We start from the raw sequence: 25,122 nt of genomic DNA, 5'->3' as shown, positions 1-25,122 counted from the left end.
ACGAGCCGGCCGCCGCGCCGGGTCCGGCTACCGGTCGACCGCGTACCGGGTGAACAGCACGCCGTCCTCCTCCAGCAGCTGGACCAGACGGGGGCGCACGACGTCGGCGAGCGCCCCGGCGAGCAGCCGGTCGGGACTGCCGACGAGGGCGGGGGCCAGCGTGAGGTCCAGCTCGTCGACCACCCCGGCCGCCAGTGCCGCGGACAGCAGCGCCGGTCCGCCCTCGCACAGCACCTGTTCCAGCCCGCGCTCGGCCAGGGCGTCCAGCGCGGCGGGCAGGTCCACGTCGTCGTCCCCGCAGACGAGCACGCCCACCCCGGCGGCCGCCAGCGCCGCCCGCCGGTCGGGGTCGGCGGCCGCGCAGGTGACCAGCAGCGTCGAGGGGACGGCGAGCCGCCCGTCCGGAGCCAGCGACGCCCGGCGGGACACCACCGCGACCGGGGCTGACGCCGGCCGGTCCAGCACCGTCCGCAGCCCGGCGACCGACGGGTCGGCGTCCACCGGCCGGTAGCCCTCCGCGGCCGCGGTGCCGTGCCCGACCAGCACCACGTCGGCCAGCGCCCGCAGCGTGCGGAACACCCGCCGGTCACCCGGCGAGCCCAGGCCGCCGCTGCGCCCGCCGACGGTGACCGACCCGTCGAGGGCGGTGACGAAGTCGACCCGCAGCGACCGCCCGGGCGGCAGCCGGTAGGCCTCGACCAGACCGGTGTCGTCCAGGTCGGCGGTGCCCTCCCCGCCCACCCCGGGCAGCAGCCGCCGCACGGTCAGGACACGGTCAGCACGGCCGCGCTCTCCGCGGGCAGGGTCACCGTGGCGCCCTCGACGGACGGGACCTCCCCGGTGGCGAACAGGACCTCGCCGGCCGGGCGGTCCAGGTCGATCTCGTGCGGCCGGTCGGACAGGTTCGCCACCACCCGCAGGGCGCCGCGGTGCACCACCAGCCAGCGGTCGGCGTCGTCCCAGGCCACCTGCACCGCGGCCAGGTCGGGGTCGACCAGGTCGGGGTGCGCCCGGCGCAGCGCGAGCAGGGCCCGGTGGACGCCGAGCAGCCCCGCGTGCGGCTCCTTGCCCAGCTCCGCCCAGTCCAGCTTCGAGCGCCGGAAGGTCTCCGGGTCCTGCGGGTCGGGCACCTCGTCGGCGTCCCACCCGTGCTCGGCGAACTCGCCCTTGCGGCCCTCGGCGGTGGCCCTCCCGATCTCCGGGTCGGTGTGGCTGGTGAAGAACTGCCACGGCGTCGCGGCGCCCCACTCCTCGCCCATGAACAGCATCGGGGTGAACGGGCTGGTCAGCACCAGCGTCGCGCCGACTGCGAGCAGGCCGGGGGACAGCGACGCGGAGATGCGGTCACCGATCGCCCGGTTGCCGATCTGGTCGTGGTCCTGCAGGTAGCCGACGAACTTCCAGCCGGGCAGCAGCGCGGTGTCCACCGGCCGGCCGTGGTGCCGGCGGCGGAAGCTGGACCACGCGCCGTCGTGGAAGAAGGCGCCGGTCAGCGTCTTGGCCACCGCGCCGATCCCGGCCTCGGCGAAGTCGCGGTAGTAGCCCTGCCCCTCACCGGTCAGCGTGGCGTGCAGCGCGTGGTGGAAGTCGTCGCTCCACTGGGCGTGGATGCCGGTGCCGTGCGCCACCCGCGGGGTGACCATGCGCGGGTCGTTGAGGTCGCTCTCCGCGATCAGCGTCAGCGGCCGGCCGACGGCGACTGACAGCCGGTCGACCTCCTGGGCCATCTCCTCCAGCACGTGGGTGGCCCGCTCGTCGACCAGCGCGTGCACGGCGTCCAGCCGCAGCCCGTCGACGTGCATGTCGCGCAGCCACATCAGCGCGTTGTCGATGACGTAGCGGCGCACCTCGTCGGAGTCCGGGCCGGACAGGTTCACCGAGCTGCCCCAGGTGTTCGCGCCACCCTCGGCGAAGACCGGCATGAACAGCGGCAGGTAGTTCCCCGACGGGCCCAGGTGGTTGTAGACGACGTCCTGGATGACGCCCAGGCCACGCTGGTGGCAGGCGTCGACGAAGCGCTGGTAGGCCGCCGGGCCGCCGTAGGTCTCCTGCACCGTGTACCAGAGGACGCCGTCGTAGCCCCAGTTGTGCGTGCCGTCGAAGCCGTTGACCGGCAACAGCTCGACGAAGTCCACGCCGAGCTCGACCAGGTGGTCCAGCTTCTCGACCGCCGCGTCCAGCGTCCCCTCGGAGGTGAACGTGCCGACGTGCAGCTCGTAGACCACCCCGCCGGCCAGCGGGCGGCCGGTCCAGGCGCGGTCGCCCCACGCGTAGGACGCCGGGTCGTGGCGGCGGGAGGGCCCGTGCACGCCCTCCGGCTGGCGGCGCGACCGCGGGTCGGGGTACGGCTTGTCGTCGTCCCCGAGCAGGAAGGCGTAGTCGGCCTCGGGGCCGGCCTCGACCTCGGCGCGCCACCAGCCGCCGTCGTCCCGGCGCATGTCGTGCACCGAGCCGTCGACCTGCAGCCGGACCCGTTCCGGGATGGGCGCCCAGACGGCGAACTCGACGGCAGCGGACATGCAGGGGCCTCCAGGGATCCGACGGGGTGTCCCGGGGGAGATGCCCGCGCCGGAGGCCGCCAACCGCGCGTGTCCGGCGTGCCGCGCGCCACTCGGTATCCGGTGCGACGCGGTGCCGTTACCGTGCGCTGCGATCGGGGCGCCGGGGGTGCCCCACCACCCCGGGGAGCGCCATGGGCACCGTCCGCACCGTCGTCCTGCCGGTGCTCCGGCTGCTGGTGTGGGCCGTGATCGCCGCCGCCCTGGTGGTGCTGGCCTTCCGCGGGGGCGGTGGGGAGACCGCGTCGGTGTCCGGTGCCGCACCCCCGGTCGACCTCTCCTCCCCGGTCGTCCCCGTCGCGCGCGGGACGGTCGCCAACACCGTCACCGTGCAGGGCACGGTGGTCGCCGACGCCGCGGTGCCGGTCCGGGCGACGAAGGCCGGCACGGTCCGCCGGGTGCTGGCCGAGCCCGGCGACGTGGTGGCCGAGGGCGACGCGGTGCTCGAGGTCCGCTGGGAGGAGGAGCGCGCGCCGGTCACCGGCACCGACGCCGAGGGCAACCCGACGAGCACGCCGCGGGAGCCGCTGGTGCGGACGGCGACCGTCCCCGCGCCCGCGGCCGGCACCGTCGGCGCCGTCGACGTGCTGGTCGACCAGCTCGTCGCGGTCGGCGACCGGGTGGCGACGGTCTCCCCGGGGACGCTGTCGGTCACCGCGACGCTCACCCAGGACGACCAGTTCCGGCTGCTCGCCCCGCCGTCCACCGCGGAGGTCGAGGTGAAAGGCGGGCCGGCGCCCTTCCCGTGCACCGGGCTGACGCTGGGCGCGCCGGTCGCCGCGCCGGACCCGGCCGACGACCCGGCCGCCGCCGTCGCCGACCCGGCCGCTCCGGGCACGGGGCAGGCCGGCACCACCGCCCGCTGCCGCGTGCCGGCCGGCACCACCGTCTTCGCCGGCATGGCCGCCACGGTGGTCGTCGACGCCGGCCTCGCCGAGGACGTGCTGGTCGTCCCGGTGACCGCGGTGCAGGGCTCGGTGCAGCAGGGCAACGTGTGGGTGGTCGGCCCCGACGGCGCGCAGCAGGAGCGGGCGGTCGTCCTGGGGCTCACCGACGGCGAGCAGGTGGAGGTCCGCGAGGGTCTGGCCGAGGGCGACGAGGTGCTGCTGTTCGTGCCGGTGCCGGACGACACCGTCGAGCAGCCCGGGATGGCCGGGCCCTACGGATGAGCGCGCTGCTGTCGCTGCGCGGGATCAGCCGCGAGGTCGGACTGCCCGACGGCGGGGTGCTGCCGATCCTGACCGGGGTGGACCTGGAGGTGGCCGCCGGCGAGCACGTCGCGATCGTGGGCCGCTCCGGGTCGGGCAAGTCGACCCTGCTCAACCTCCTCGGCCTGCTGGACACCCCGACCGGCGGGGAGTACCTGCTCGACGGGGAGCCGACCGACCGGTTGCGCGCCCGCCGCCGGGCCCGGCTGCGCGGTGAGGTGTTCGGCTTCGTCTTCCAGCAGTTCAACCTGCTGCCGCGGCGCACCGCCGAGGAGAACGTCGCCGCCCCGCTGCTCTACGCCCGCGGCCGCGACGTCCTGCACCGGCGCCGCACGGCGCGGGCGGTGCTGGACCGGGTGGGGCTGGGCGCCCGCACCGACATGGTCCCCGAGCGGCTGTCCGGCGGCGAGCAGCAGCGGGTGGCCATCGCCCGGGCGCTGGTGCGCTCGCCGCGGGTGGTGCTGGCCGACGAGCCGACCGGTGCCCTCGACGTGGAGACCGGCGCCCAGGTGATGGCGCTGCTGGCCGAGTCCGCCGCGGCGGGCGGCGCCGCGCTGGTCACGATCACCCACGACCTGAACGTCGCCCGGCTGGCCGACCGTCGCTACCGGCTGGACGCCGGGCGGCTGACCCCGCTGGCCGAGGCGACCGCGCCGGCCGGGGAGGTCGTCGCGTGACCCCGCTGCTGGCCACGCTCGCCGAGGCGTGGAGCGAGGTGCGGGTGCACAAGGCCCGTGTGGTGCTCTCCCTGGTCGGCGTCTTCCTCGCCGTCTTCGCCATGACCACGGTGACCGCGCTGGGCCTCATCGTCGCCCAGGTGCAGCAGGAGCAGGGCGAGCGCTACGGCGGCCGGTCGGCGACGATCGCCGTCACCGCCTACGACCCGCAGACCGGGATGCCGCCGGACGCCGCCGAGTGGGACACCGCCGTCGCCGACCTCACCGAGCGCTACGGGATCACCGGGACGGCGAGCGTCGCCTACGAGGAGACCCGCTTCCGGCTGCCCGGGGGCACGCAGGCCGTGCAGACCCAGCGCGTCTCGCCGTCCTACGGTCCGCTGCACCGCATCGAGCCGGTCGAGGGCCGCTGGCTGCGCGAGGGCGACCGGCAGAGCCTGGCGCCGGCCGTCGTCGTCAACGAGGCGTTCCTGGCCGCGCTCGGCGTCCCGGACCTGTCCACCCGCCCGACCGTCGTCATCGGCGGGTCCCGCCCGGTGACGGCGGCGATCGTCGGCGTGGTCCGCGAGGGGTACGGCGAGGAGCTCCTGGCCTACCGGGTGGACCGCTCCGCCGGCCCGTGGGACGCGCCGGCCCGGGGTGCTGCCGACCCGACCGACCCGTCGGCCGCCTACTACGGGCCGGCGACGCTGGAGCTGTGGGTGCCGCCCGAGCAGGCCGACGAGGTGATGTCGGTGGTGTCCAACGACCTCGGCCTGGCGCTGGGCGTCCAGGTGGACGCCTACCGGCAGGACTCCGAGGGGCTGGAGGAGACCCTGGCCCTGCTGCGGCTGGCCATCCGCGGCGCGGGCACCGTGGTGCTCGTCCTCGGCGGGCTCGGCGTGCTCAACATCGGGCTGGTGACCGTGCGCCAGCGGATCCGGGAGATCGGCGTGCGGCGCAGCTTCGGTGCCACCTCGTCGCGGATCTTCTCCGCGATCATGCTGGAGAGCGTCTGCGCCACGTTCCTGGCCGGGCTCGCGGCGGTGGCGCTGTCGGTCGTGCTGGTCCGCAGCCTGCCGCTGGAGTCGCTGCTCAACGGCGGGATCCCGCTGGCCGACACCCCCGGCTTCCCGGTCGCCGCTGCGGTGGAGGGGCTGGTAGCGGCCACCACGGTCGGCGCGCTGGCCGGCCTGCTGCCCGCGGTGATCGCCGTCCGCGCCAAGGTCATCGACGCCATCCGCTTCTGACAGGACCCCGTCCTCCCCGCCCTTCGCAGGCTCAGGGCGGGCCCCTGGACGGGGCCGTTCCAGCACCTCGCCTTATCACGGCGCCGTGACCGCCGGATGGGCTCCGGAGCCGGTCACGGCGCCGTGATCGGCGCCTCAGGGGCAGGTCACGGCAGCTGCAGGACCTGACCCACCTGGATCACGTGCGGGCTGGCGAGCTGGTCGTCGTTGGCCGCGTACAGGGCCTGCCAGCCGCCGGCCACACCCTGCTGCCCGGCGATCCGGCCGAGCGTGTCACCGGAGACGACGGTGTACGTCGCGCCGCCGGTGGCCGGGGCTGCCGGCGCGGGAGCCGGGGCGGCCGCGGGCGCCGCACCCGCCTCGGGCACCGAGGGGTTCAGCGCCTTGCCGCAGTTCGGCCAGGCGCCGGGGCCCTGGACGTCGAGCGTGCGCTCGGCGACGGCGATCTGCTGGTCCTTGGTCGCCAGGTGGGCGTTCGAGGCGTAGTCGTGCCCACCGAAGGCGGCCCACGTGCTGGCGCTGAACTGCAGCCCGCCGTAGTAGCCGTTGCCGGTGTTGATGGCCCAGTTGCCGCTGGACTCGCACTGGGCGACGGCGTCCCAGTCGTTCGCGGCGGCGGCCGAGGCCGGGCCGGTGAGGACGCCGACGGTGACGGCCGCCGCCCCGGTGAGGACGACGGCGCCGCGGCGCAGGGCGCGTGCGGGCACGCGGGAAGAGGACGTGCGCATGGGGGACTCCCGATCCGCCGCCTGCGAGGTGAGCTGTCGGGTTCGGAGCGATCGGTGCCCCGGCCGTGCGTGCACGGCTTCACCCCGAGGCGCGCGACCGGTGCGGCCGGGCGCCGAGATGGGTCCCCCACCCCCGTCCTGGCTGTGCAGGAGGTACGGCGGCCGACGGACGGGGTTCGGCGGATCGGCTCCGGCACCCGGACTCTGATCCCGGGTGCGGCAACAAGGTAACGGCCGGATCACGCGAGGTCACCCCGCGTCCCAGGGGCAACGGGGGTGACCGTAGCCGGTCACCGGACCGGCCGGGGAGGGAACCGCAGGTCACGTCACCGCGGGCGGGGTGTCACCCGTGCCGCCGTGACGTCCGTCTCACGGTGACCGGGCTGCCGCGGGTCGTCGGTCCCGATCGGGGGGGACGGCACGCGACGGGAGCCGCGGGGCGCCCGAGCGGTCGGACCGACGGCCCGTCGGCCCCGGGCGGGGGTCCCGGCGTCCTCCCCGACGGGCTCGTGCTCTGCCCACCACCATGGGCAGAGCACGAGACAGCGGCCGACCAGAGGTGCGGAAGCTCGTGCTCTGCCCACCACGGTGGGCAGAGCACGAGCTTCCGCCGGGGGAGGAGTGCCGGCCCGGCTCGTCCGCGCGTTCCCGCGGACCCGCGGAGGGCTGCCCGGCGGCGACCGGCGTGCAACGGCCGGCGCCCGGCCGACCGGGGCACGCCCGGCCGGCCGGCTCAGTCCCGCACGAGCAGGGCGACCGGCAGCTGCTCGAGCACGGCGGCCACCGGCAGCCCGGCGGCGTCGGAGACGTGCCGGCGGCCGGTGAGCAGGTCGCGCCAGGCCCCGGTGGGCAGCTGCAGCGCCGTGTCGCTCCACCCGGCGATCGACAGGCCCACCGGGAGCCTTGTCGCCACGGGCACCACGCCGCCGCGGTCGTAGGCGACCACGTGGTCGGCCGCGAGCCCGGACGCCGCCACCGGCTCGTAGCCGGCGAACCACTCGGGGTGCTCCCGGCGGGCCCGCAGCACCCGGGACACCACCAGCAGCTTGGCCGCACCGGTCTCGTCGACGCCCGGGACCTCCCCGCCGTCCAGCCGGGCCAGCAGCCCGCGACGCTGCTCGTAGTCCACCGGACGCCGGTTGTCCGGGTCGACCAGCGAGAGGTCCCACAGCTCGGTGCCCTGGTAGACGTCGGGGACGCCGGGCATGGTCAGCTGCAGCATCTTCTGGGCCAGCGAGTTGGACCGGCCGGCCGGCGTGATGCGGGCGACGAACCGCTCGATCTCGGCGTTCGTCCGCTCGTCGTCGTAGGCCGCGTCGACCATCTCGAACAGCGCGGTCTCGAACTCCTCGTCGACGTCGGTCCAGGTCGTCGACGTCCCCGCCTCGCGGGCCGCCTTCTCCGCGTAGGCGTGCGCCCGCTCGCGCGACAGCGGCCACGCGCCGACGAGGTTCTGCCACACCAGGTGCGCCAGCGGCCGGTCGGGCAGCGGGTGGCGGGTCAGCAGCCCGCGGACCAGCTCGGCCCACTCCGCGGCGAGCTCGGCGAGCACCGCCAGCCGGGCCCGGACGTCCTCGCTGCGCTTGGTGTCGTGGGTGGACAGCGCGGTCATCGACGCCGCCCGGCGCTCCGCACGGCGCTGCTGCGCCTCGTGGAACTCCTCGACGGTGCTGCCGAACCGGGAGGGGTCACCGCCGACCTCGTTGAGCGCGACGAAGCGCGCCCACCGGTAGTAGGCGCTGTCCTCGACGCCCTTGGCCATCACCGGGCCGCTGGTCTGCTCGAAGCGGGTGGCCGCCTCGGTGCCGGCCTGGGACAGCACCGGGTGCAGCGCGTCGAGCGCGGCGGTGAGGTCGGGACGGCGCTCCCGCACCGCGGCGACGGTGGCGTCCAGGTGCTCGCGGCCGTCGGGCAGGTAGGAGCGGTAGACCGGGAAGGACGCCAGCAGCTCGGCCAGCGCCTCCAGCTGCTCCTCACCGGAGACACCCGGCAGCTCGCCGATGACCCGGACCAGGCGGGCCAGCTCAGAGCCGAGGATCCCGTCGGTCACCTCGCGCTTGCTGCTCCGCACCAGCTCCGCGTAGTCCACCGGGGCGCCGGAGACCTCGGTGTCCAGCGCGCTCAGCCGGGCCTCGCCGGCCGGGTCCACGAGCACCTGGTCGACCTCGGCCAGCGCGTCGTAGCCCGTCGTCCCGGCGGCCCGCCACGACTCCGGCAGGTCCTCGCCGGGCTCCAGGATCTTCTCCACCACGGTCCACCGGCCACCGGAGGCCTCGGCCAGCCGGTCGAGGTAGCCCCTGGGGTCGGCCAGGCCGTCGGGGTGGTCGATCCGCAGCCCGTCGACGGCGCCCTGCGCGACCAGGTCCAGCACCAGCCGGTGGGTGGCCTCGAAGACCGCCGGGTCCTCCGCGCGCAGCCCGGCGAGGGTGTTGATCGCGAAGAACCGCCGGTAGTTGAGGTCCCGGTCGGCGCGGCGCCAGTCGACCAGCTCGTAGTGCTGCCGGTCGTGCACCTCCTGCGGGGTGCCCTCGCCGGTGCCGGGCGCGATGGGGAACCGGTTGTCGTAGTAGCGGAGCTCGCCGTCCACCACCTCGAGCTTCTGCACGTCGTCGGCCGACCCGAGCACCGGGACGCGCACCCGGCCGCCGAAGTCCCAGTCGACGTCGAAGGCGGCCGCGTGCGCGCTGTCCCGGCCGTGCTGCAGCACGTCCCACCACCACGGCGCCTCGGCCGGGTCGGCGATCCCCATGTGGTTGGGCACCAGGTCCAGCACCAGGCCCAGGCCCTGCTCGTGCAGCGCGGCGACCAGCCGGTCGAAGCCGGCCTGCCCGCCGCGCGGCTCGTCGACGTGCGCGTGGTCGACGGTGTCGTAGCCGTGCGTGCTGCCCGCCGCCGACCGCAGCAGCGGAGAGGTGTAGGCGTGGCTGACGCCCAGGTCGGCCAGGTAGCCGGCCAGGGCGGCCGCGTCGTCGAGGGTGAAGTCGGCGGTGACCTGCAGCCGGTAGGTCCCGGTCGGGACGTCGCGGCGCCGGTCCAGGCTCAGCGGCTCCGACCCGGTGGCGGACGGCGCGCTCACGGACGGCCCGCTCACGAGCGGCGGGGCGCGCTGAGGACGACCATGGACCGGTCGGCCAGGGTCAGCGTCTCGCCGGCCTTGAGCTCCCGCGGCTCGACCTCGCCCATCTCGGCGGTGTCGAGGACGACGGTCCAGCTGCCCGCGTACTCGTCCGAGGGCAGGTGGAACTCGATCGGTTCGTGGTGGGCGTTGAACGCCAGGTAGAAGTGGTCGTCCAGCACCTCCTCGCCGCGCTCGTCCGTGGACCGGATGCCGTGGCCGTTGAGGTACATGGCCACCGACTTGGCGAAGCCGGCGTCCCAGTCGTCCTCGCCCATCAGGTCCCCGGCCGGGGTCAGCCAGGCGACGTCCTGCACCGGGTCGCCCTCGCCGCGGCGCACCGGGCGGCCGTGGAAGAACCGGCGGCGGCGGAAGGTCGGGTGCTCCGCGCGCAGCCGGGTCACCGCCTTGGTGAACTGCAGCAGGCCCTCGTCGACCTCGTCCCAGTGCACCCAGGTCAGCGGTGAGTCCTGGCAGTAGCCGTTGTTGTTGCCCTGCTGGGTGCGGCCCAGCTCGTCGCCGTGCAGCAGCATGGGCACGCCCTGGCTGAGCATCAGCGTGGCCAGGAAGTTGCGCCGCTGCCGGGCGCGCAGGGTGAGCACCGCCGGGTCGGTGGTGTCGCCCTCGACGCCGCAGTTCCAGCTGCGGTTGTGGCTCTCCCCGTCGTTGTTGTCCTCGCCGTTGGCTTCGTTGTGCTTCTCGTTGTAAGAGACCAGGTCGTCGAGGGTGAACCCGTCGTGCGCCGTGACGAAGTTGATGCTGGCCATGGGGCGGCGGCCGGAGTGCTGGTACAGGTCGGCCGAGCCGGTGATCCGGCTGGCGAACTCCCCGATGGTGGACGGCTCGCCGCGCCAGTAGTCGCGGACGGTGTCGCGGTACTTGCCGTTCCACTCCGTCCACAGCGCGGGGAAGTTGCCGACCTGGTAGCCGCCGTCACCGACGTCCCACGGCTCGGCGATGAGCTTGACCTGGCTGACGATCGGGTCCTGGTGCACGAGGTCGAAGAACGCCGACAGCCGGTCGACCTCGTGGAACTGGCGGGCCAGGGTGGAGGCCAGGTCGAAGCGGAAGCCGTCGACGTGCATCTCGGTCACCCAGTAGCGCAGCGAGTCCATGATCAGCTGCAGGGACTGCGGGGTGCGGACGTTGAGCGAGTTCCCGGTGCCCGTGGTGTCCATGTAGTACTGCTCGTCGCCCTCGACCAGCCGGTAGTAGGACCGGTTGTCGATGCCCTTGAACGACAGCGTGGGGCCCAGGTGGTTGCCCTCGGCGGTGTGGTTGTAGACCACGTCGAGGATGACCTCGATGCCGGCCTCGTGCAGGGTCCGGACCATGCCCTTGAACTCCTGCACCTGCATGCCGTTGTCGGTGTTGCTGGCGTACTCGTCGTGCGGCGCGAAGAAGCCGATCGTGTTGTAGCCCCAGTAGTTGCGCAGGCCCTTCTGCAGCAGCGTGTCGTCCTGCACGAACTGGTGCACCGGCATGAGCTCGATGGCGGTGGTGCCGAGCTCCTGCAGGTAGGTGACGACCGCCGGGTGGGCGAGGCCCGCGTAGGTGCCGCGCAGCTCCTCCGGGACGTCGGGGTGGGTCATCGTCAGGCCCTTGACGTGGGCCTCGTAGATGACGGTCTTGTGGTATGGCGTCCTCGGGGGGCGGTCCACGCCCCAGTCGAAGTAGGGGTTGACGACGATGGACTTCGGCATGTGCGGCGCCGAGTCCTCGTCGTTGCGCTCCTTGGTCTGGAAGTCGTAGCCGAACACCGACGGGTCCCAGTCGATCTGCCCGTCGATGGCCTTGGCGTAGGGGTCCAGCAGCAGCTTGTTCGGGTTGCAGCGCAGACCCTGGGACGGGTCGTAGGGACCGTGCACGCGGTAGCCGTAGCGCTGCCCGGGCTGCACACCCGGCAGGAAGGCGTGCCAGACGTGGCCGTCCATCTCCGGCAGCACGATGCGGGTCTCGACCCCGGCGGCGTCGAACAGGCACAGCTCGACCCGCTCCGCGACCTCGCTGAAGATCGCGAAGTTGGTGCCGGTGCCGTCGTAGGTGGCCCCGAGGGGATAGGCGGTGCCGGGCCACACCATGTTCATGCGAGGTCCTCCTGCTCGGCGCCCCCGGCTGGCCGGGGGCCGGTGGCCTCCCGCCGCGGGGCGCGGGCCGGGAGGTCGGTGGGCGTGGTCGTCCGGCCGGTCGTGCCCGGGCGCGCCGCCGTCCAACCCTCCGCCGGCCGGGCGCCGCGGAGACCCAGCTCACCGCGGACGGGGTGGCGGAGGGGGGCGACGACACCCCCCGCGGGCGTCGCCGCGGGGGGTGTCGTGCGCAGGGCGGGGCGGTGACGCCGGGACCGACCTCGTCCGGGGCCCGCTGACCCCGGGTGGCGCTGGCCCCGGCGGGGACCGCTCCTGCGACGGAGGACGCTAGGCGGCTCCCCGGACGGGTGCAAGCACCGCCCCCGCGGCCCGCCCGCACCACCGGTCGGGCCGTCCCGCCCGTCCCGCGCGTCACCCCGCGGGCCAGCGGCACCGTCCTGTCGGTGCCCGGTCGTACCGTCGTCGGCGTGCGCACGACCACCGACCTCCGGCCCACCCGCGGGCGCTTCCGCGTCGTCAGCGAGTTCCAGCCCTCCGGCGACCAGCCGACCGCGATCGCGGCGCTGGCCGAACGGGTCAGGTCCGGTGCCACCGACACCGTCCTGCTCGGCGCGACGGGCACCGGCAAGTCGGCGACCACGGCCTGGCTGATCGAGCAGGTGCAGCGGCCGACGCTGGTGATGGCCCCGAACAAGACGCTGGCCGCGCAGCTGGCCAACGAGTTCCGGGAGCTGCTGCCCGACGCCGCGGTCGAGTACTTCGTGTCCTACTACGACTACTACCAGCCCGAGGCCTACGTCCCGCAGACCGACACCTACATCGAGAAGGACTCCTCGGTCAACGAGGAGGTCGAGCGGCTGCGGCACTCGGCCACCAACAGCCTGCTCACCCGGCGCGACGTCGTCGTCGTCTCCACCGTCTCCTGCATCTACGGCCTGGGGACGCCGGAGGAGTACGTCGAGCGGGCGCTGAAGATCAAGGTGGGCGAGGAGCGCGAGCGAGACGAGCTGCTGCGCACCCTGGTCACCGAGCAGTACACCCGCAACGACCTGTCGTTCTCCCGCGGCACCTTCCGGGTGCGGGGCGACACCATCGAGGTCTTCCCGGTCTACGAGGAGCTCGCCTGCCGGATCGAGATGTTCGGCGACGAGGTGGAGCGGCTGTACTACCTGCACCCGCTCACCGGTGAGGTGGTCCGCGAGGTCGACGAGCTGTTCGTCTTCCCGGCCACCCACTACGTCGCCGGTCCCGAGCGGATGGAGCGCGCGATCGCCACCATCGAGGCCGAGCTCGAGCAGCGGCTGGCCGAGCTGGAGCGGCAGGGCAAGCTGCTGGAGGCCCAGCGGCTGCGCATGCGCACCACCTACGACATCGAGATGATGCGCCAGGTCGGGTTCTGCTCCGGCATCGAGAACTACTCGCGGCACATCGACGGCCGGGCGCCCGGCAGCGCCGGCGCCTGCCTCATCGACTACTTCCCCGACGACTTCCTGCTGGTCGTCGACGAGTCGCACGTGACCGTGCCGCAGATCGGCGGCATGTACGAGGGCGACATGAGCCGCAAGCGCACGCTGGTGGAGCACGGCTTCCGGCTGCCCTCGGCCATGGACAACCGCCCGCTCAAGTGGGAGGAGTTCACCGACCGGATCGGCCAGACCGTCTACCTGTCGGCCACCCCGGGGGACTACGAGCTCGGCCGCGTCCAGGGCGAGGTCGTCGAGCAGGTCATCCGCCCCACCGGCCTGGTCGACCCGGAGGTGGTCGTCAAGCCGACCAAGGGCCAGATCGACGACCTGGTGCACGAGATCCGGGTCAGGGTCGAGCGGGACGAACGCATCCTGGTCACCACGCTGACCAAGAAGATGTCCGAGGACCTCACCGACTACCTGCTCGAGCTGGGCATCAAGGTGCGCTACCTGCACTCCGAGGTGGACACGCTGCGTCGGGTGGAGCTGCTGCGCGAGCTGCGCCAGGGCGAGTACGACGTGCTGGTCGGCATCAACCTGCTGCGCGAGGGGCTCGACCTGCCCGAGGTGTCCCTGGTGGCGATCCTCGACGCCGACAAGGAGGGGTTCCTCCGGTCGAGCAAGTCGCTCATCCAGACCATCGGCCGCGCCGCGCGCAACGTCTCCGGCCAGGTGCACATGTACGCGGACACGATCACCCCGTCGATGGCGCAGGCGATCGAGGAGACCAACCGGCGCCGGGAGAAGCAGCTGGCCTACAACCGCGAGCACGGCATCGACCCGCAGCCCCTGCGCAAGAAGATCGTCGACATCCTCGACGGCATCTACCGCGCGGCCGAGGAGACCGAGACCGCCACCGAGCTGCTGGGCGGGTCGGGTCGGCAGCAGTCCCGCGGCAAGGCGCCGGTCCCGGGGCTGTCGTCCAAGGCCGCGCGGGGCAAGGCCGGCGGCATCGACACCCAGGGTCTGCCCCGCGCCGAGCTGGCCGACCTGATCACGCAGATGAACGACCAGATGCTGGCCGCCGCCCGGGAGCTGCAGTTCGAGGTGGCCGCCCGGCTGCGCGACGAGCTCACCGAGCTGAAGAAGGAGCTGCGCCAGCTCGACGCCGCCCACGCCTAGCGGCCACGTCCGGAGGTCCCCCGAGGCGGACGTGGTCCTCCCTCCGTCCCCCCACGCCGCGGCACGGGTCCCGGGAGGGGCGCTCGTCCCGGTCCGTCACCGGGCCGGGCGGGGGGTGACGTCTGGGTGAACTCGCGCGTGTCCGGGGAACACCCGGCGCTCCGGTAGCGTCTGATGGTGCAGTGACCGCACGACGGCGGCCCCACGCGAGTGGGCCGGCGTCCGCGGTCGGTGTTCGTGGAGGGGAGTATCCCCCCGCGGCGGTGTCGTCAGTACGGGGTCCTGGTGGGCCCCCGGCCCCGTCGGCTCCCTCGTCGCCGGGGGAGTGGGAGAGACCTCCGGTCAACCGAGCGGTGCCCGTGCGCACCGTCCGAGTCTCCGGAGGTACCTGCTGTGGACGTGCCCTTCTGGGTGTGGGCGCTGACGATCGGCGCCATCGTCGGGATGCTGGTGTTCGACTTCGTCGGCCACGTGCGCACCCCCCACGCACCGACGCTGCGTGAGTCGGCCACCTGGTCGGCGGTCTACGTCGGCATCGCGCTCGTGTTCGGCCTGCTGGTGCTGTGGTTCTCCGGCGGCCAGTACGCCGGTGAGTACTTCGCCGGCTACATCACCGAGAAGAGCCTCTCGGTGGACAACCTCTTCGTCTTCGTCCTGATCATGGCCAGCTTCGCGGTTCCCCGGGAGCTGCAGCAGAAGGTGCTGCTGTTCGGCATCGCCTTCGCGCTGGCGCTGCGGACGGTGTTCATCGTCATCGGCGCCGCCGCGATCGAGCAGTTCAGCTGGATCTTCTACGTGTTCGGCGGCTTCCTCATCTGGACCGCCGTGGCGCAGGCCCGCAGCGGCGGCCACTCGCACGACGAGGAGTTCAAGGAGAACAGCGTCCTGCGGCTGGCCCGCCGGGTCCTGCCGACCACGCAGGACTACCACTCCGACCGGATGGTCACCACGATCGACGGCAAGCGGCACATCACCCCGCTGGCCATCGCGCTGCTGGCCATCGCCAGCGCCGACATCCTGTTCGCCGTCGACTCCATCCCGGCGATCTTCGGGCTGACCGAGGAGACCTACCTGGTCTTCACCGCCAACGCGTTCGCGCTGCTCGGGCTGCGCCAGCTGTTCTTCCTCATCGACGGTCTGCTCGACCGGCTGGTCTACCTGTCCTACGGCCTGGCCGTGATCCTCGGCTTCATCGGCGTCAAGCTGCTCATCCACGCCCTGCACGAGACGAGCTGCCGTTCATCAACGGCGGGGAACACGTGACCGTCGTCCCCGAGGTGCCGACCTGGCTGTCCCTGACGGTCATCCTGGCCACCCTGGTGGTCACGACGGTGGCCAGCCTGGTCAAGGACCGCCGCGACCGGGCGCGCGGCGTGGTGCCGCCGACCGGGGCGGGGGACCAGGCCGCCGGCCGCGAGGGCCTGGTGGCCATGGGCCCCGGTGACCACGACCGGCACGCCACCGGCCCGGACGAGGCGCCCTCCTCGCCGCACGATGCCGCCGTCACCGACGCCACCGGTCCGGACGCCGGGCGCGGTGCTGCCGTCCCCGACGACGGGCACCTGCCCAGCGGTTCCCGGCACCGCGGCTGACCCCACCGCGCCGTCCGACACCGGGCCGTCCCGCAGCCGCGGGGCGGCCCGGTGCCGTGTCCACGGACGGCGCGGACCGGCGCCGGCCCGGGCGGCTCCCGGCACCTCGAATCGAGGACACCCGCCGGAGCCGGTACGGTGGGCGCCACGACCCGGACGACAGCCAGCGACGGCTGCTCCGCACCGGGGGAGCACGGTGGAGGGGAGTATCCCCCCGCGGCAGCGTCGTCATCACGAGGTCCCATGGCCTCCGGTGCTGCCGGTCGCCGGCCCTGGCCGGCGGTGGGAGAGACCTCCGGCGCTGACGACTGCCAGTCCCCGGAGGACACGACCGCATGGAGCTACCCGCCTGGTTCGAGGTCGCGACGTTCGTGGGGCTGACCGTCCTGCTGCTCGCCGACCTCGCCATCGTCGTGCGCCGTCCGCACGAGCCCTCGATGAAGGAGGCGACCCTCTGGGTCAGCTTCTACGTCGGTCTCGCCCTGCTCTTCGGCCTGGTGATCCTCGGCCTCACCAACGGGCAGTACGCGACGGAGTTCTACGCCGGCTGGCTCACCGAGTACTCGCTGTCGGTGGACAACCTCTTCGTGTTCGTGATCATCATGGCCCGCTTCCGGGTGCCGCGGCACCTGCAGCAGGAGGTCCTGATGGTCGGCATCATCATCGCCCTGCTCCTGCGCGGCCTGTTCATCCTCGCCGGCGCGGCGCTGATCGAGCGGTTCACCTGGGTCTTCTACATCTTCGGTGCGTTCCTGGTGTACACGGCCATCAACCTGGTCCGGCACCGCGGCGACGACGAGGAGTTCGAGGAGAACGCCCTCATCCGCCAGATGCGCCGGGTGCTGCCCATCACCTCGGACTTCCAGGGCAGCAAGATCCGGGTCACGGAGAACGGCAAGAAGTTCTTCACCCCGATGATCGTGGTGTTCCTGGCCCTGGCCACGACCGACCTGGTGTTCGCCCTCGACAGCATCCCGGCCATCTTCGGGCTGACCCGCGAGCCGTTCATCGTGTTCACCGCGAACGTCTTCGCTCTGATGGGCCTGCGGCAGCTGTACTTCCTGCTCGGTGGTCTGCTCAAGCGGCTGGTGTACCTGTCGATCGGGCTGGCCGTGGTCCTCGCCTTCATCGGCGTGAAGCTCATCCTCGAGGCCCTGCACGAGAACACGCTGCCGTTCATCAACGGCGGCGAGCACATCGACGCGGTGCCGACCATCCCGATCTGGCTGTCGCTGACCGTCATCCTCGGCGTCCTGCTCATCGCCACGGCCGCCAGCCTGCTCAAGACCCGCGGCATGGTCGTCGAGCGCGACGAGCCCGTGGTGGAGCCCGAGCAGGCCGAGCGGATCCCCTCCCGCGGGCCGGAGGCGCTCGCCGAGGCCGAGCCGCGGCTCGCCGAGCAGGCCGACGAGCGCACGGCCGGGGAGGACACCCGCCGCCGCTGAGCCCGCTGCCCCGGGGCGCCCGTCGAACGGGCACCCCGGGGACGGTGCCGGACGACCGCGCGCGCCCTGCGGACCATGCGCCCCGACGACGTCGCCCTGCTGCGCACCCCCGGCGTCCCCACGGTCTCCCCGGACGGGCGCATGGCCGTCGTGGCCGCCACCCGCGCCGACCTCGGCGGCGACACCGACCGCAGCCTGCTGTGGGCCGTGCCCACCGACGGGTCCGCCCCGGCCCGCCCGCTGACCACCGGGGTCCGGGACACCGACCCGGCGTTCTCCCCGGACGGCCGCTGGCTGGCCTACCGCGCCGCCGACCCGGGCGGCCGCCCCCAGCTGCACCTGCTGCCGACCGCCGGCGGCGCCCCCCGGCGGCTCACCGCGCACCCCCTCGGCGCGGGCCGACCGGCGTGGTCCCCGGACTCCCGCCGGCTCGCCTACACCGCCCGGGTGCCCGAGGCGGACCGCTCCGGGGCCGACCGCGCCGCCCAGCCGCCGTGGCTGGTCAGCACCCTGCGCTGGCAGGCCGAGGACGTCGGGGTGGCCACCGACCGGCGCCGCCACGTCTTCGTCCTCGACCTGCCGCCCGACGGGGAGGGCGACGCAGCGCCGCCGCCTCCTCGGCAGGTCACCGACGGCGACGCCGACGACGCCGACGTCACCTGGAGCCCGGACGGCGCCGAGCTGGCGTTCGTCTCCGCCCGGCACGCCCGCGCCGACCGCGACCGGGTGCACGACGTCTACGCCGTCCCCACGGCCGGCGGCCCGCTGCGCCGGGTCACCGACGGCCGCGCCGAGTGCTCGCGGCCCGCCTACGACCCCGCGGGTCGCTGGATCTGGCTGACCGCCCGGCTCGGGCTCGGGCCCGAGGGGCTGGACGCCGCCGGGCGCGGGGCCACCCTCTGCCGCGTGCCGGCCACGGGCGGGGCACCAGAACCGGTGCTCGACCCGGCCGGCACCGACCGCGGCGACACCACCCCGGCGACCGTGCTGGCCGGGGGAGCCGCCCTCCTCGGCGTGCAGCGGCGCGGAGCCGTGGAGCTGCTCCGCGTGCCGTCGGACGGCGGGCCGGCGGAGGTCCTGGTCGACGGGCCGTTCACCGTGCACGGGGTGGCCGCGGCCGGGAGGGTCGTCGTCGCCACCGTGGGACACGACCGGTCGGCCGGGGAGCTGATCGCGGTCACCCCGGGCCGGCGGCGGCTGCTCACCGGCTTCGGCCGCGCGCTGGGTGCCACCGGGCGCCTGCACCGCGGCACCGAGCGGGTCGTCCCGGTCGCGGGGGGCGGCGACGTGCACGGGTGGGTGACCGCACCGGACGGTCCCGGCCCGCACCCGGTGCTGCTGGTGCTGCACGACGGGCCGCACCGGCAGGACGGCTGGTCGCTGTCGGTGGACACCCAGGCGCTGGTGTCCGCGGGCTACGCCGTCCTCCGGTGCAACCCGCGCGGCTCCTCCGGCTACGGGCAGGTGCACGCCCGGGCGGTGCTCGGCGCCGGGGGCGCCGCGGACGCCGACGACGCCGTCGCCCTCCTGGACGCCGTCCTGGCCGACCCGGCCCTCGATGCCGGACGCGTCGGGGTGGCGGGCACCGGGTACGGCGGCTGGCTGGCCGGGGTGCTCACCGGCCGGACGACGCGCTTCGCCGCCGCGGTCGTGGAGGGCGCGTTCACCGACTGGTGGGCGCCGGACCAGGTCCTCGGGACCGACCCGCCCACCGGTGCCGGCGTCCGCACGCCGACGCTCGTGGTGCACGGCGACGAGGACCGCCGGTTCCCGGCCGAGCAGGGTCTGCGGCGCTACACCGACCTCCGGCGCCGCGGCGTCCCGGCCGAGTTGCTGCTGTTCCCCGGCGAGGGCGCCGACGTCGGCGGCACCGGTCGGCCGCGGCACCGGCAGGCGCGGCTGGAGCACCTGCTGCGCTGGTGGGCGCGGTGGCTGCCGGTCGGGGACCCGCCGGGTGGGCACGCCGACCGCGGCCGGGAGCCGGTGACCGTGCGGGCGACCCGGCTGGACTGAGAGGTCGGCCCCGGACCGGACCTGCGGTGTGGACGCCGGAGCCGCGCTGCAGCGGGGCTGCCGCGCCCACGTGGCGGCTCCGCTGCGGCCCGGTCGCGGGCCGTGCCGCGCTGGCCCATGATCACCGGCGGGGGAGGAGAGGAGCCGTCCGTGTCCCCGTCCCCGTCCCCGGACCGGCCGACCGGCCGTCCGCGCTCCCTCCTGACGCGCGTGCCGCTGCGGTGGCGGCGGCTCGCCCTCCTCGGCGCGCTGACCGGCTCCTCCCTCGTGGGCTACGCGACCGTGCTGGTCCTGTTCGCGCTCGTCCGCGCCGACCCGGTGTCCTGGACCGACGGGCTGCCCACCCTGCTCGGGTCGTTCGTCGGCAGCGCTGCGGTCGTCTGGGGGAAGCGGCGCCCGATCAGCGGGACGGTGACCCGCGGCGGCCTGGAGGACGCCGTGCGCCGCGGCCGGCTGCCCGCCGACGCGGACGCCGGCCTCTGGCTGCGGGTGCTGCGCGGCGAGCTCGACGACCTCCGCGCCCGGCGGACGGCGGGTGTGGCGACCGCCGTCCTGCTCCTCGCCTGCGGCCTGGGGTTGGCGCTGGCCGCCGACCCGGCCTGGGCAGGGCTGCTCGTGGCCGCCGGTGCCCTGGCCTGCGCGGGCGGGGTCGCCTGGGCGGGCCGCCACCGGGAGCGGCGGATCCGCCGGCTGCTGGACCGGCCGCCTGCTGCACCGTGACCGCCGGGCTGGGAGGGTGGTGGACCCGAGCCCGAGGAGGTCCGCCGTGGTCGAGCGCCGCCTGCCCCGCTGGTCCGAGCTGCGCGAGCTGGTGCACACCCGCCGCCCCACCTGGGACGCGACCGACCGCCGGCTGGCCGCCGCCCCCTCCGTCGCCGACCTGCGCGAGATCGCCCGGCGCCGCGCGCCGCGCGCCGTCTTCGACTACACCGACGGCGCCGCCGGCAGCGAGCTCAGCCTGCGCCGCGCCCGGGAGGCGTTCGCCCGGGTGGAGTTCCGGCCGAGCGTGCTGCGCGACGTGTCCAAGGTGGACACCTCCACCACCGTGCTCGGCCGGCCGTCGTCGCTGCCGCTGGTCTTCGCGCCGACCGGCTTCACCCGGCTCATGCACACCGAAGGCGAGTCCGCGGTCGGGCGGGTCGCCGAGCGGGTGGGCATCCCGTACGCGCTGTCCACCATGGGGACGACCACCATCGAGGCGCTCGCCGCGGCGGCCCCCGGGGCCCGCCGGTGGTTCCAGCTCTACCTGTGGCGCGACCGCGAGGCCAGCGCGGCGCTGGTCGAGCGGGCCGCCCGCGCCGGCTACGAGGCGCTGGTGCTCACCGTGGACACCCCGGTCGCCGGACCGCGGCTGCGCGACGTCCGCAACGGGTTCACCATCCCGCCGGCGCTGACCCTGCGCACGGTCGCCAACGCCGCCGTCCACCCGCGCTGGTGGGTCGACCTGCTCACCACCCCGCCGCTGGAGTTCGCCTCGCTGCGCTCCTGGGGCGGGACGGTCGCCGAGCTGGCCGACCGGGTCTTCGAGCCGGCCGCCACGCTCGCCGACCTCGCGGAACTGCGGGAGACCTGGCGCGGCGCGCTGGTCGTCAAGGGCGTGCAGACGGCGGAGGACGCCCGCGCGGTCGTGGACGCCGGCGCGGACGCCGTCGTGGTGTCCAACCACGGCGGCCGCCAGCTGGACCGGGCCCCCACGCCGCTGGAGGAGCTGCCCGCGGTCGTCGACGCCGTGGGCGACCGCGCCGAGGTGTACCTCGACGGCGGCATCCTCGACGGGGCCGACGTCGTCGCCGCGGTCGCGCTCGGTGCCCGCGCCTGCCTGGTCGGGCGCGCCTACCTCTACGGGCTGATGGCCGGCGGCGAGCGCGGCGTCCAGCGGGTCGCCGACATCCTGGCCGCGGACGTCACCCGCACGATGCAGCTGCTCGGCGTGCCCTCGGTCGCGGAGCTGACGCCCGACCGGGTGCGGCTGCGCGGCGGTGACGTGGCGTTGCCGACCGGAGCGGCGCGTCCCTAGGGTGCGCCCATGGACGTCGTCGAGGTCACCCCCACGGCCGAGCAGTACGCCTACACCTTCGGCGGCGTCGCGCCGCTCATGCGCGTCACCCCCGGGACGGCGCTGCGGGTGTGGTCCGACGACGCGTTCGGCGGCGTGCTGCAGAAGACCTCCGACCTGTCCAGCGAGAAGGTCGACCTGCGCTTCGTGAACCCGCAGACCGGCCCCTTCTACGTGGAGGGCGCCGAGCCCGGGGACACCCTGGCCCTGCACTTCGTCGCGATGGAGCCGGCCCGGGACTGGGGCGCCTCGGCCGCCATCCCGTTCTTCGGCGGGCTCACCAGCACCGCGGTGACCGCGACCCTGCAGGAGGCGCTGCCGGACACCACCTGGATCTACGAGCTCGACCGCGCGGCCAACACGGTCACCTTCGCCGCCCGGCACAGCGACCTGGAGATCGCGCTGCCTGTGGAGCCGATGCTCGGCACGGTCGGCGTCGCGCCGATGGGTGGGGAAGTGCGCAGCTCGCTGGTCCCCGAGCGGTTCGGCGGCAACATGGACACCCCGCAGATGCGCCCGGGCACCACCTGCTACCTCGGCGTCAACGTCGAGGGCGCGCTGTTCTCCGTCGGCGACGGCCACTACCGGCAGGGCGAGGGGGAGGCCTGCGGCACCGCCGTCGAGGGCGCCATGACCACCACGCTCATCGTCGAGCTCGTCAAGGGCGGTACCGCCGGCGCAGCACCCGCCTGGCCGCGGCTCGAGGACGACGCGCACTGGATGACCGTCGGGTCCAGCCGCCCGCTGGAGGACGCCTGGCGGATCGCCTCCACGGAGCTGGTGCGCTGGTTCCGCGACCTGCACGGGCTGTACCCGATGGACGCCTACCAGCTGCTGTCCCAGACGGTGCAGGCGCCGATCGCCAACGTCGTCGACGCGAACTACAGCTCCGTGGTGAAGGCGCCCAAGGCGCTGCTGCCCCGGGCGTCGGCGTACGGCGGCCTGCACGACGACCTCCGCCGCCGCGCGGCCACCCTCCGCTGAGACGGGAGACACCCCGATGGACCTGCAGCTCACCGGCGCCCGCGTGCTCGTCACCGGCGGCACCCGTGGCATCGGCCGCGCCATCGTCGAGGCCTTCGTCGACGAGGGCGCCGTCGTGGAGTTCTGCGCCCGGGACGCCGCCGAGATCGCCGCGACCGAGGCGGCGATCGCGGAGCGGGGCGGCGAGGCGACCGGCGTCCGGCTGGACGTCCGGGACGGGCCGGCGCTGACCGGCTGGGTCGAGGCCGCGGCCGGCCGGCTCGGTGGCCTGGACGCCGTCGTCGCCAACGTGAGCGCGCTGGCCGCCGGGCCGGGGGAGGAGAACTGGTACGCCTCCTTCGAGGTGGACCTGATGGGCACCGTCCGGCTGGCCACCGCGGCGCTGCCGCACCTGGAGGCCAGCGGGAAGGGCTCGATCGTGGCGATCTCCAGCGTGTCCGGGCGCGAGGCCGACTTCGCCGCCGGTCCGTACGGCACCATGAAGACCGCCATCGTCGGCTACGTGTCCGGCCTGGCCCTCCAGCTGGCCGGGCGCGGGGTGCGGGCCAACGTCGTCTCCCCGGGCAACACCTACTTCGCCGGCGGCTTCTGGAACCAGGTCGAGCAGGGCCAGCCGGAGTTGTTCGCCGACTCCCTCGCCCTGAACCCGACCGGCCGGATGGGCACGGCGGAGGAGATGGCGCGGGCCGTGGTCTTCCTGTCCAGCCCCGTGTCCAGCTTCACCACCGGCACCAACCTCGTCGTCGACGGCGCGCTCACCCGCGGCATCCAGCTCTAGGAGGGTCCGCCATGTCCATCGTCTACCCCGTGCAGGCCGACGAGCCCGAACCGGAGGACGGCACCGAGCCGGACTTCGCCGAGCTCGCCGCCGACCTGTCCGACACCTGGTTGGTCGAGGTCGCGCTCGGCGAGGACGGCGACGACGCGTGCTTCGGCCCGCTGTCCGCCCGCGCCGCCTGGGACCTCGCCATCGGCATCGACGCCCGGCGACCGGAGTGGACGGTGTCCGTCGTCCCGCTGCACGTGGCCGGCACGCCCGACGAGCTGGTCGCGCTCTTCGAGGACTGACCACCCGGGCGTCCGCGCCGCGCCGCCGGCGGGGTTCCGGTCGGGGACACCGGGTACCCCGCCCCCGTGCGACTCCTCGTCACCGGCGCGTCCGGGTTCGTGGGCAGCCGGCTCGCGCCGGCCCTGGTGAAGGCGGGCCACGACGTGCGCGCCATGACCCGCCGGCCCGACGCCTACACGGGCGCCGGGACGCCGGTGGCCGGCGACGTCACCGACGAGGCCTCGCTGCGGCGCGCCCTGGACGGCTGCACGGCCGCCTACTACCTGGTGCACTCCCTCGGGGACGCCGACTTCCAGCGCAAGGACGCCGAGGCCGCGCGCACCTTCGCCCGCGCCGCCGCCGACGCCGGGCTGCAGCGGATCGTGTACCTGGGCGGCCTGGGCCGCGACCGCGACGACCTGTCCCCGCACCTGCGCAGCCGCCGCGAGGTGGAGCGGCTGCTCGGCTCCACCGGCGTCCCGGTCACGACCCTGCGCGCCGGCATCATCGTCGGGCACGGCGGCGTCTCCTGGGAGATCACCCGCCAGCTCGTGGCGCACCTGCCGGCCATGGTGACCCCGCGCTGGGTGCACACCCGCACGCAGCCGATCGCCGTCGCCGACGTCGTCCGCTACCTGGCCGGCGTCCTCGAGGCGCCCGACGCCGCGGGCCGGGTGTTCGAGGTCGGTGGCCCCGAGGTGCTCAGCTACCTGCAGATGCTCACCCGGGTCGCCGACATCCAGGGCCGGCACCTGTTCGTCATCCCGGTGCCGCTGCTGACCCCGAGCCTGTCCTCGCAGTGGCTGGCCCTGGTCACCGACGTGGACAGGACCACCGGCCGCTCGCTGGTCGACTCGATGATCAACGAGGTGGTCGTCACCGACGACGCGATCCGCACCGTCGTGCCGTTCGAGCCGATGGACTACGACGAGATGGTGCTGGCGGCGCTGGGCGAGCGGGCGGCCGCCCGCCGGCGCGCGGCCCGCGCCCGCCGCGCCGGTCTGCTCGCCCGCGGCGCCCGCTCGTGACCCGGCGGGGCGGCGGCCTGCTGGCCCGGGCGGCCGGCCGGCTGCCGCACTGGCTGGTCGAGCCGGTGCCGCGCGACCACCGGGAGACCGACGAGGCCTTCCGCCGCCGCCGCAGGGTGACCGCGGGGGTGGCGCTGGCGGGTGCCGGGCTGCTCGGCGTCTCGCTGTCGACGAGGCCGGGCTCCCCGGCGTTCTACGGCTTCACGATGGCCGTCGCGGGCACCTGGGTCGCCGGTGGCCTGGCCTCGGGTCCGTTGCACCTGGGCTGGATGGCCACCCCCGACCGCCAGCTGCGCCGCCCCGTGGTGACGCCGGTGGTCACCGGCGCCGGCGCCTTCGCCGCCTTCTACGGCGCGGCCCTGGTGGCCCGGCGGATCCCCGTCCTCGACCAGGCCATCACCCGGGTGATGCGCTACGCGCACCAGGGCTCGACCCCCCTGGTGGCGACGACCGCGCTGCTCAACGGCGTCGCCGAGGAGGTCTTCTTCCGCGGCGCCCTGTACGCCGCCATCGGCGTCGACCGCCCGGTGGTCACCTCGACCGCGGTCTACGGCCTGGCCACGGCGGCCACCCGCAACCCGGCGCTGCTGCTCGCCTCCCTGGTCATGGGCGCGCTGTTCGGGGTGCAGCGGCGGGTCACCGGCGGCATCCAGGCCCCCGTCCTCACCCACGTCACCTGGTCGGCGCTGATGCTGCGCTACCTGCCGCCGCTGTTCGCCGACCAGGCGGACGTGCACGACCCGCGCCCCGCGGCCTGAGGCGCACC

20 protein-coding genes and 1 riboswitch are annotated in these 25,122 nt (G+C 74.8%); of the genes, 15 read left to right on the top strand and 5 right to left on the bottom strand.

Translation table 11 applies throughout. From position 1 onward, the window contains the following. Positions 1 to 27: 27 nt before the first annotated feature. Both RTG05_RS13200 and treZ read right to left on the bottom strand, forming a co-directional pair. Positions 28 to 762 carry a dihydrofolate reductase family protein gene (locus RTG05_RS13200; protein WP_166529033.1) on the bottom strand — a complete coding sequence of 245 codons (735 nt, stop codon included), beginning with the start codon at positions 760 to 762 and terminating at the stop codon, positions 28 to 30. 2 nt (positions 763 to 764) lie between these two features. Then, positions 765 to 2,519: a malto-oligosyltrehalose trehalohydrolase gene (gene treZ / locus RTG05_RS13195; protein ID WP_166529032.1), complete on the bottom strand. Its 1,755-nt coding sequence runs from the start codon at positions 2,517 to 2,519 to the stop codon at positions 765 to 767. Between the two features lie 173 nt (positions 2,520 to 2,692). On the opposite strand from treZ, the gene RTG05_RS13190 reads away from it, so the two are divergent. From RTG05_RS13190 to RTG05_RS13180, 3 genes are read left to right on the top strand one after another with little or no spacing between them, the layout of a single operon-like run. Then, positions 2,693 to 3,727 carry an efflux RND transporter periplasmic adaptor subunit gene (locus RTG05_RS13190; protein WP_166529031.1) on the top strand — a complete coding sequence of 345 codons (1,035 nt, stop codon included), beginning with the start codon at positions 2,693 to 2,695 and terminating at the stop codon, positions 3,725 to 3,727. Further along, the gene (locus tag RTG05_RS13185; RefSeq protein ID WP_166529030.1) at positions 3,724 to 4,443 is read left to right on the top strand and encodes an ABC transporter ATP-binding protein; all 720 of its coding nucleotides are present in this window, start codon (positions 3,724 to 3,726) and stop codon (positions 4,441 to 4,443) included. Before RTG05_RS13190 ends, RTG05_RS13185 begins: the two co-directional genes overlap by 4 nt. Next, entirely contained in the window at positions 4,440 to 5,672 is a 1,233-nt protein-coding gene (locus tag RTG05_RS13180; protein ID WP_166529029.1) for an ABC transporter permease, read from the top strand. Before RTG05_RS13185 ends, RTG05_RS13180 begins: the two co-directional genes overlap by 4 nt. A 146-nt stretch (positions 5,673 to 5,818) precedes the next feature. Here the strand turns inward: RTG05_RS13180 and RTG05_RS13175 are convergent, their stop codons facing one another. The 3 genes from RTG05_RS13175 to glgX form a co-directional block, all read right to left on the bottom strand. Continuing rightward, positions 5,819 to 6,379: a transglycosylase family protein gene (locus RTG05_RS13175; RefSeq protein WP_315911861.1), complete on the bottom strand. Its 561-nt coding sequence runs from the start codon at positions 6,377 to 6,379 to the stop codon at positions 5,819 to 5,821. A 26-nt stretch (positions 6,380 to 6,405) separates the two neighbouring features. Further along, positions 6,406 to 6,571: riboswitch (cyclic di-AMP (ydaO/yuaA leader) on the bottom strand. Positions 6,572 to 7,133: 562 nt separating this feature from the next. Continuing rightward, positions 7,134 to 9,476 carry a malto-oligosyltrehalose synthase gene (treY, locus tag RTG05_RS13170; RefSeq protein WP_166529027.1) on the bottom strand — a complete coding sequence of 781 codons (2,343 nt, stop codon included), beginning with the start codon at positions 9,474 to 9,476 and terminating at the stop codon, positions 7,134 to 7,136. 11 nt (positions 9,477 to 9,487) lie between these two features. Next, positions 9,488 to 11,602 carry a glycogen debranching protein GlgX gene (gene glgX, locus RTG05_RS13165; protein WP_166529026.1) on the bottom strand — a complete coding sequence of 705 codons (2,115 nt, stop codon included), beginning with the start codon at positions 11,600 to 11,602 and terminating at the stop codon, positions 9,488 to 9,490. Positions 11,603 to 12,069: 467 nt separating this feature from the next. On the opposite strand from glgX, the gene uvrB reads away from it, so the two are divergent. The 12 genes from uvrB (at position 12,070) to RTG05_RS13105 (ending at position 25,114) form a co-directional block, all read left to right on the top strand. After that, on the top strand, positions 12,070 to 14,190 hold the full coding sequence (gene uvrB, locus RTG05_RS13160; RefSeq protein WP_166529025.1) for an excinuclease ABC subunit UvrB: 2,121 nt from the start codon (positions 12,070 to 12,072) through the stop codon (positions 14,188 to 14,190). A gap of 393 nt (positions 14,191 to 14,583) precedes the next feature. Beyond that, a complete protein-coding gene (locus tag RTG05_RS13155) occupies positions 14,584 to 15,453 on the top strand; it encodes a TerC family protein (protein ID WP_315911860.1) in 870 nt (289 codons plus the stop codon). Then, positions 15,450 to 15,782 (top strand): hypothetical protein, encoded by a 333-nt coding sequence (locus RTG05_RS13150; protein WP_315911859.1) that lies wholly within the window; start codon positions 15,450 to 15,452, stop codon positions 15,780 to 15,782. Before RTG05_RS13155 ends, RTG05_RS13150 begins: the two co-directional genes overlap by 4 nt. Positions 15,783 to 16,117: 335 nt before the next feature. Next, a complete protein-coding gene (locus RTG05_RS13145; RefSeq protein WP_166529024.1) occupies positions 16,118 to 17,227 on the top strand; it encodes a TerC family protein in 1,110 nt (369 codons plus the stop codon). A gap of 75 nt (positions 17,228 to 17,302) precedes the next feature. Continuing rightward, positions 17,303 to 19,240 (top strand): S9 family peptidase, encoded by a 1,938-nt coding sequence (locus RTG05_RS13140; RefSeq protein ID WP_166529023.1) that lies wholly within the window; start codon positions 17,303 to 17,305, stop codon positions 19,238 to 19,240. A gap of 150 nt (positions 19,241 to 19,390) precedes the next feature. Next, complete coding sequence (locus RTG05_RS13135) at positions 19,391 to 19,960, top strand: hypothetical protein (RefSeq protein ID WP_166529022.1); 570 nt, start codon at positions 19,391 to 19,393, stop codon at positions 19,958 to 19,960. A 46-nt stretch (positions 19,961 to 20,006) separates the two neighbouring features. After that, positions 20,007 to 21,257, top strand: coding sequence for an alpha-hydroxy acid oxidase (locus RTG05_RS13130; RefSeq protein ID WP_166529021.1), 1,251 nt, complete (start codon positions 20,007 to 20,009; stop codon positions 21,255 to 21,257). Positions 21,258 to 21,266: 9 nt separating this feature from the next. Further along, entirely contained in the window at positions 21,267 to 22,280 is a 1,014-nt protein-coding gene (locus tag RTG05_RS13125; protein ID WP_166529020.1) for an acetamidase/formamidase family protein, read from the top strand. A 16-nt stretch (positions 22,281 to 22,296) separates the two neighbouring features. Further along, positions 22,297 to 23,058: an SDR family NAD(P)-dependent oxidoreductase gene (locus RTG05_RS13120; RefSeq protein ID WP_166529019.1), complete on the top strand. Its 762-nt coding sequence runs from the start codon at positions 22,297 to 22,299 to the stop codon at positions 23,056 to 23,058. 11 nt (positions 23,059 to 23,069) lie between these two features. Beyond that, positions 23,070 to 23,348 (top strand): hypothetical protein, encoded by a 279-nt coding sequence (locus RTG05_RS13115; RefSeq protein ID WP_166529018.1) that lies wholly within the window; start codon positions 23,070 to 23,072, stop codon positions 23,346 to 23,348. Positions 23,349 to 23,414: 66 nt separating this feature from the next. Continuing rightward, a complete protein-coding gene (locus RTG05_RS13110) occupies positions 23,415 to 24,356 on the top strand; it encodes an NAD(P)H-binding protein (protein ID WP_166529017.1) in 942 nt (313 codons plus the stop codon). Further along, complete coding sequence (locus RTG05_RS13105; protein ID WP_166529016.1) at positions 24,353 to 25,114, top strand: CPBP family intramembrane glutamic endopeptidase; 762 nt, start codon at positions 24,353 to 24,355, stop codon at positions 25,112 to 25,114. The genes RTG05_RS13110 and RTG05_RS13105 overlap by 4 nt, the downstream gene beginning before the upstream one ends. The last annotated feature ends 8 nt before the right edge of the window (positions 25,115 to 25,122 follow it).

Source organism: Geodermatophilus sp. DSM 44513 (genome assembly GCF_032460525.1).
In the GTDB taxonomy this organism is placed as follows: Bacteria; Actinomycetota; Actinomycetes; order Mycobacteriales; family Geodermatophilaceae; genus Geodermatophilus.
Note: the sequence above shows the minus strand (reverse complement) of the source record. Positions and strands in the feature narration are given on the sequence as shown.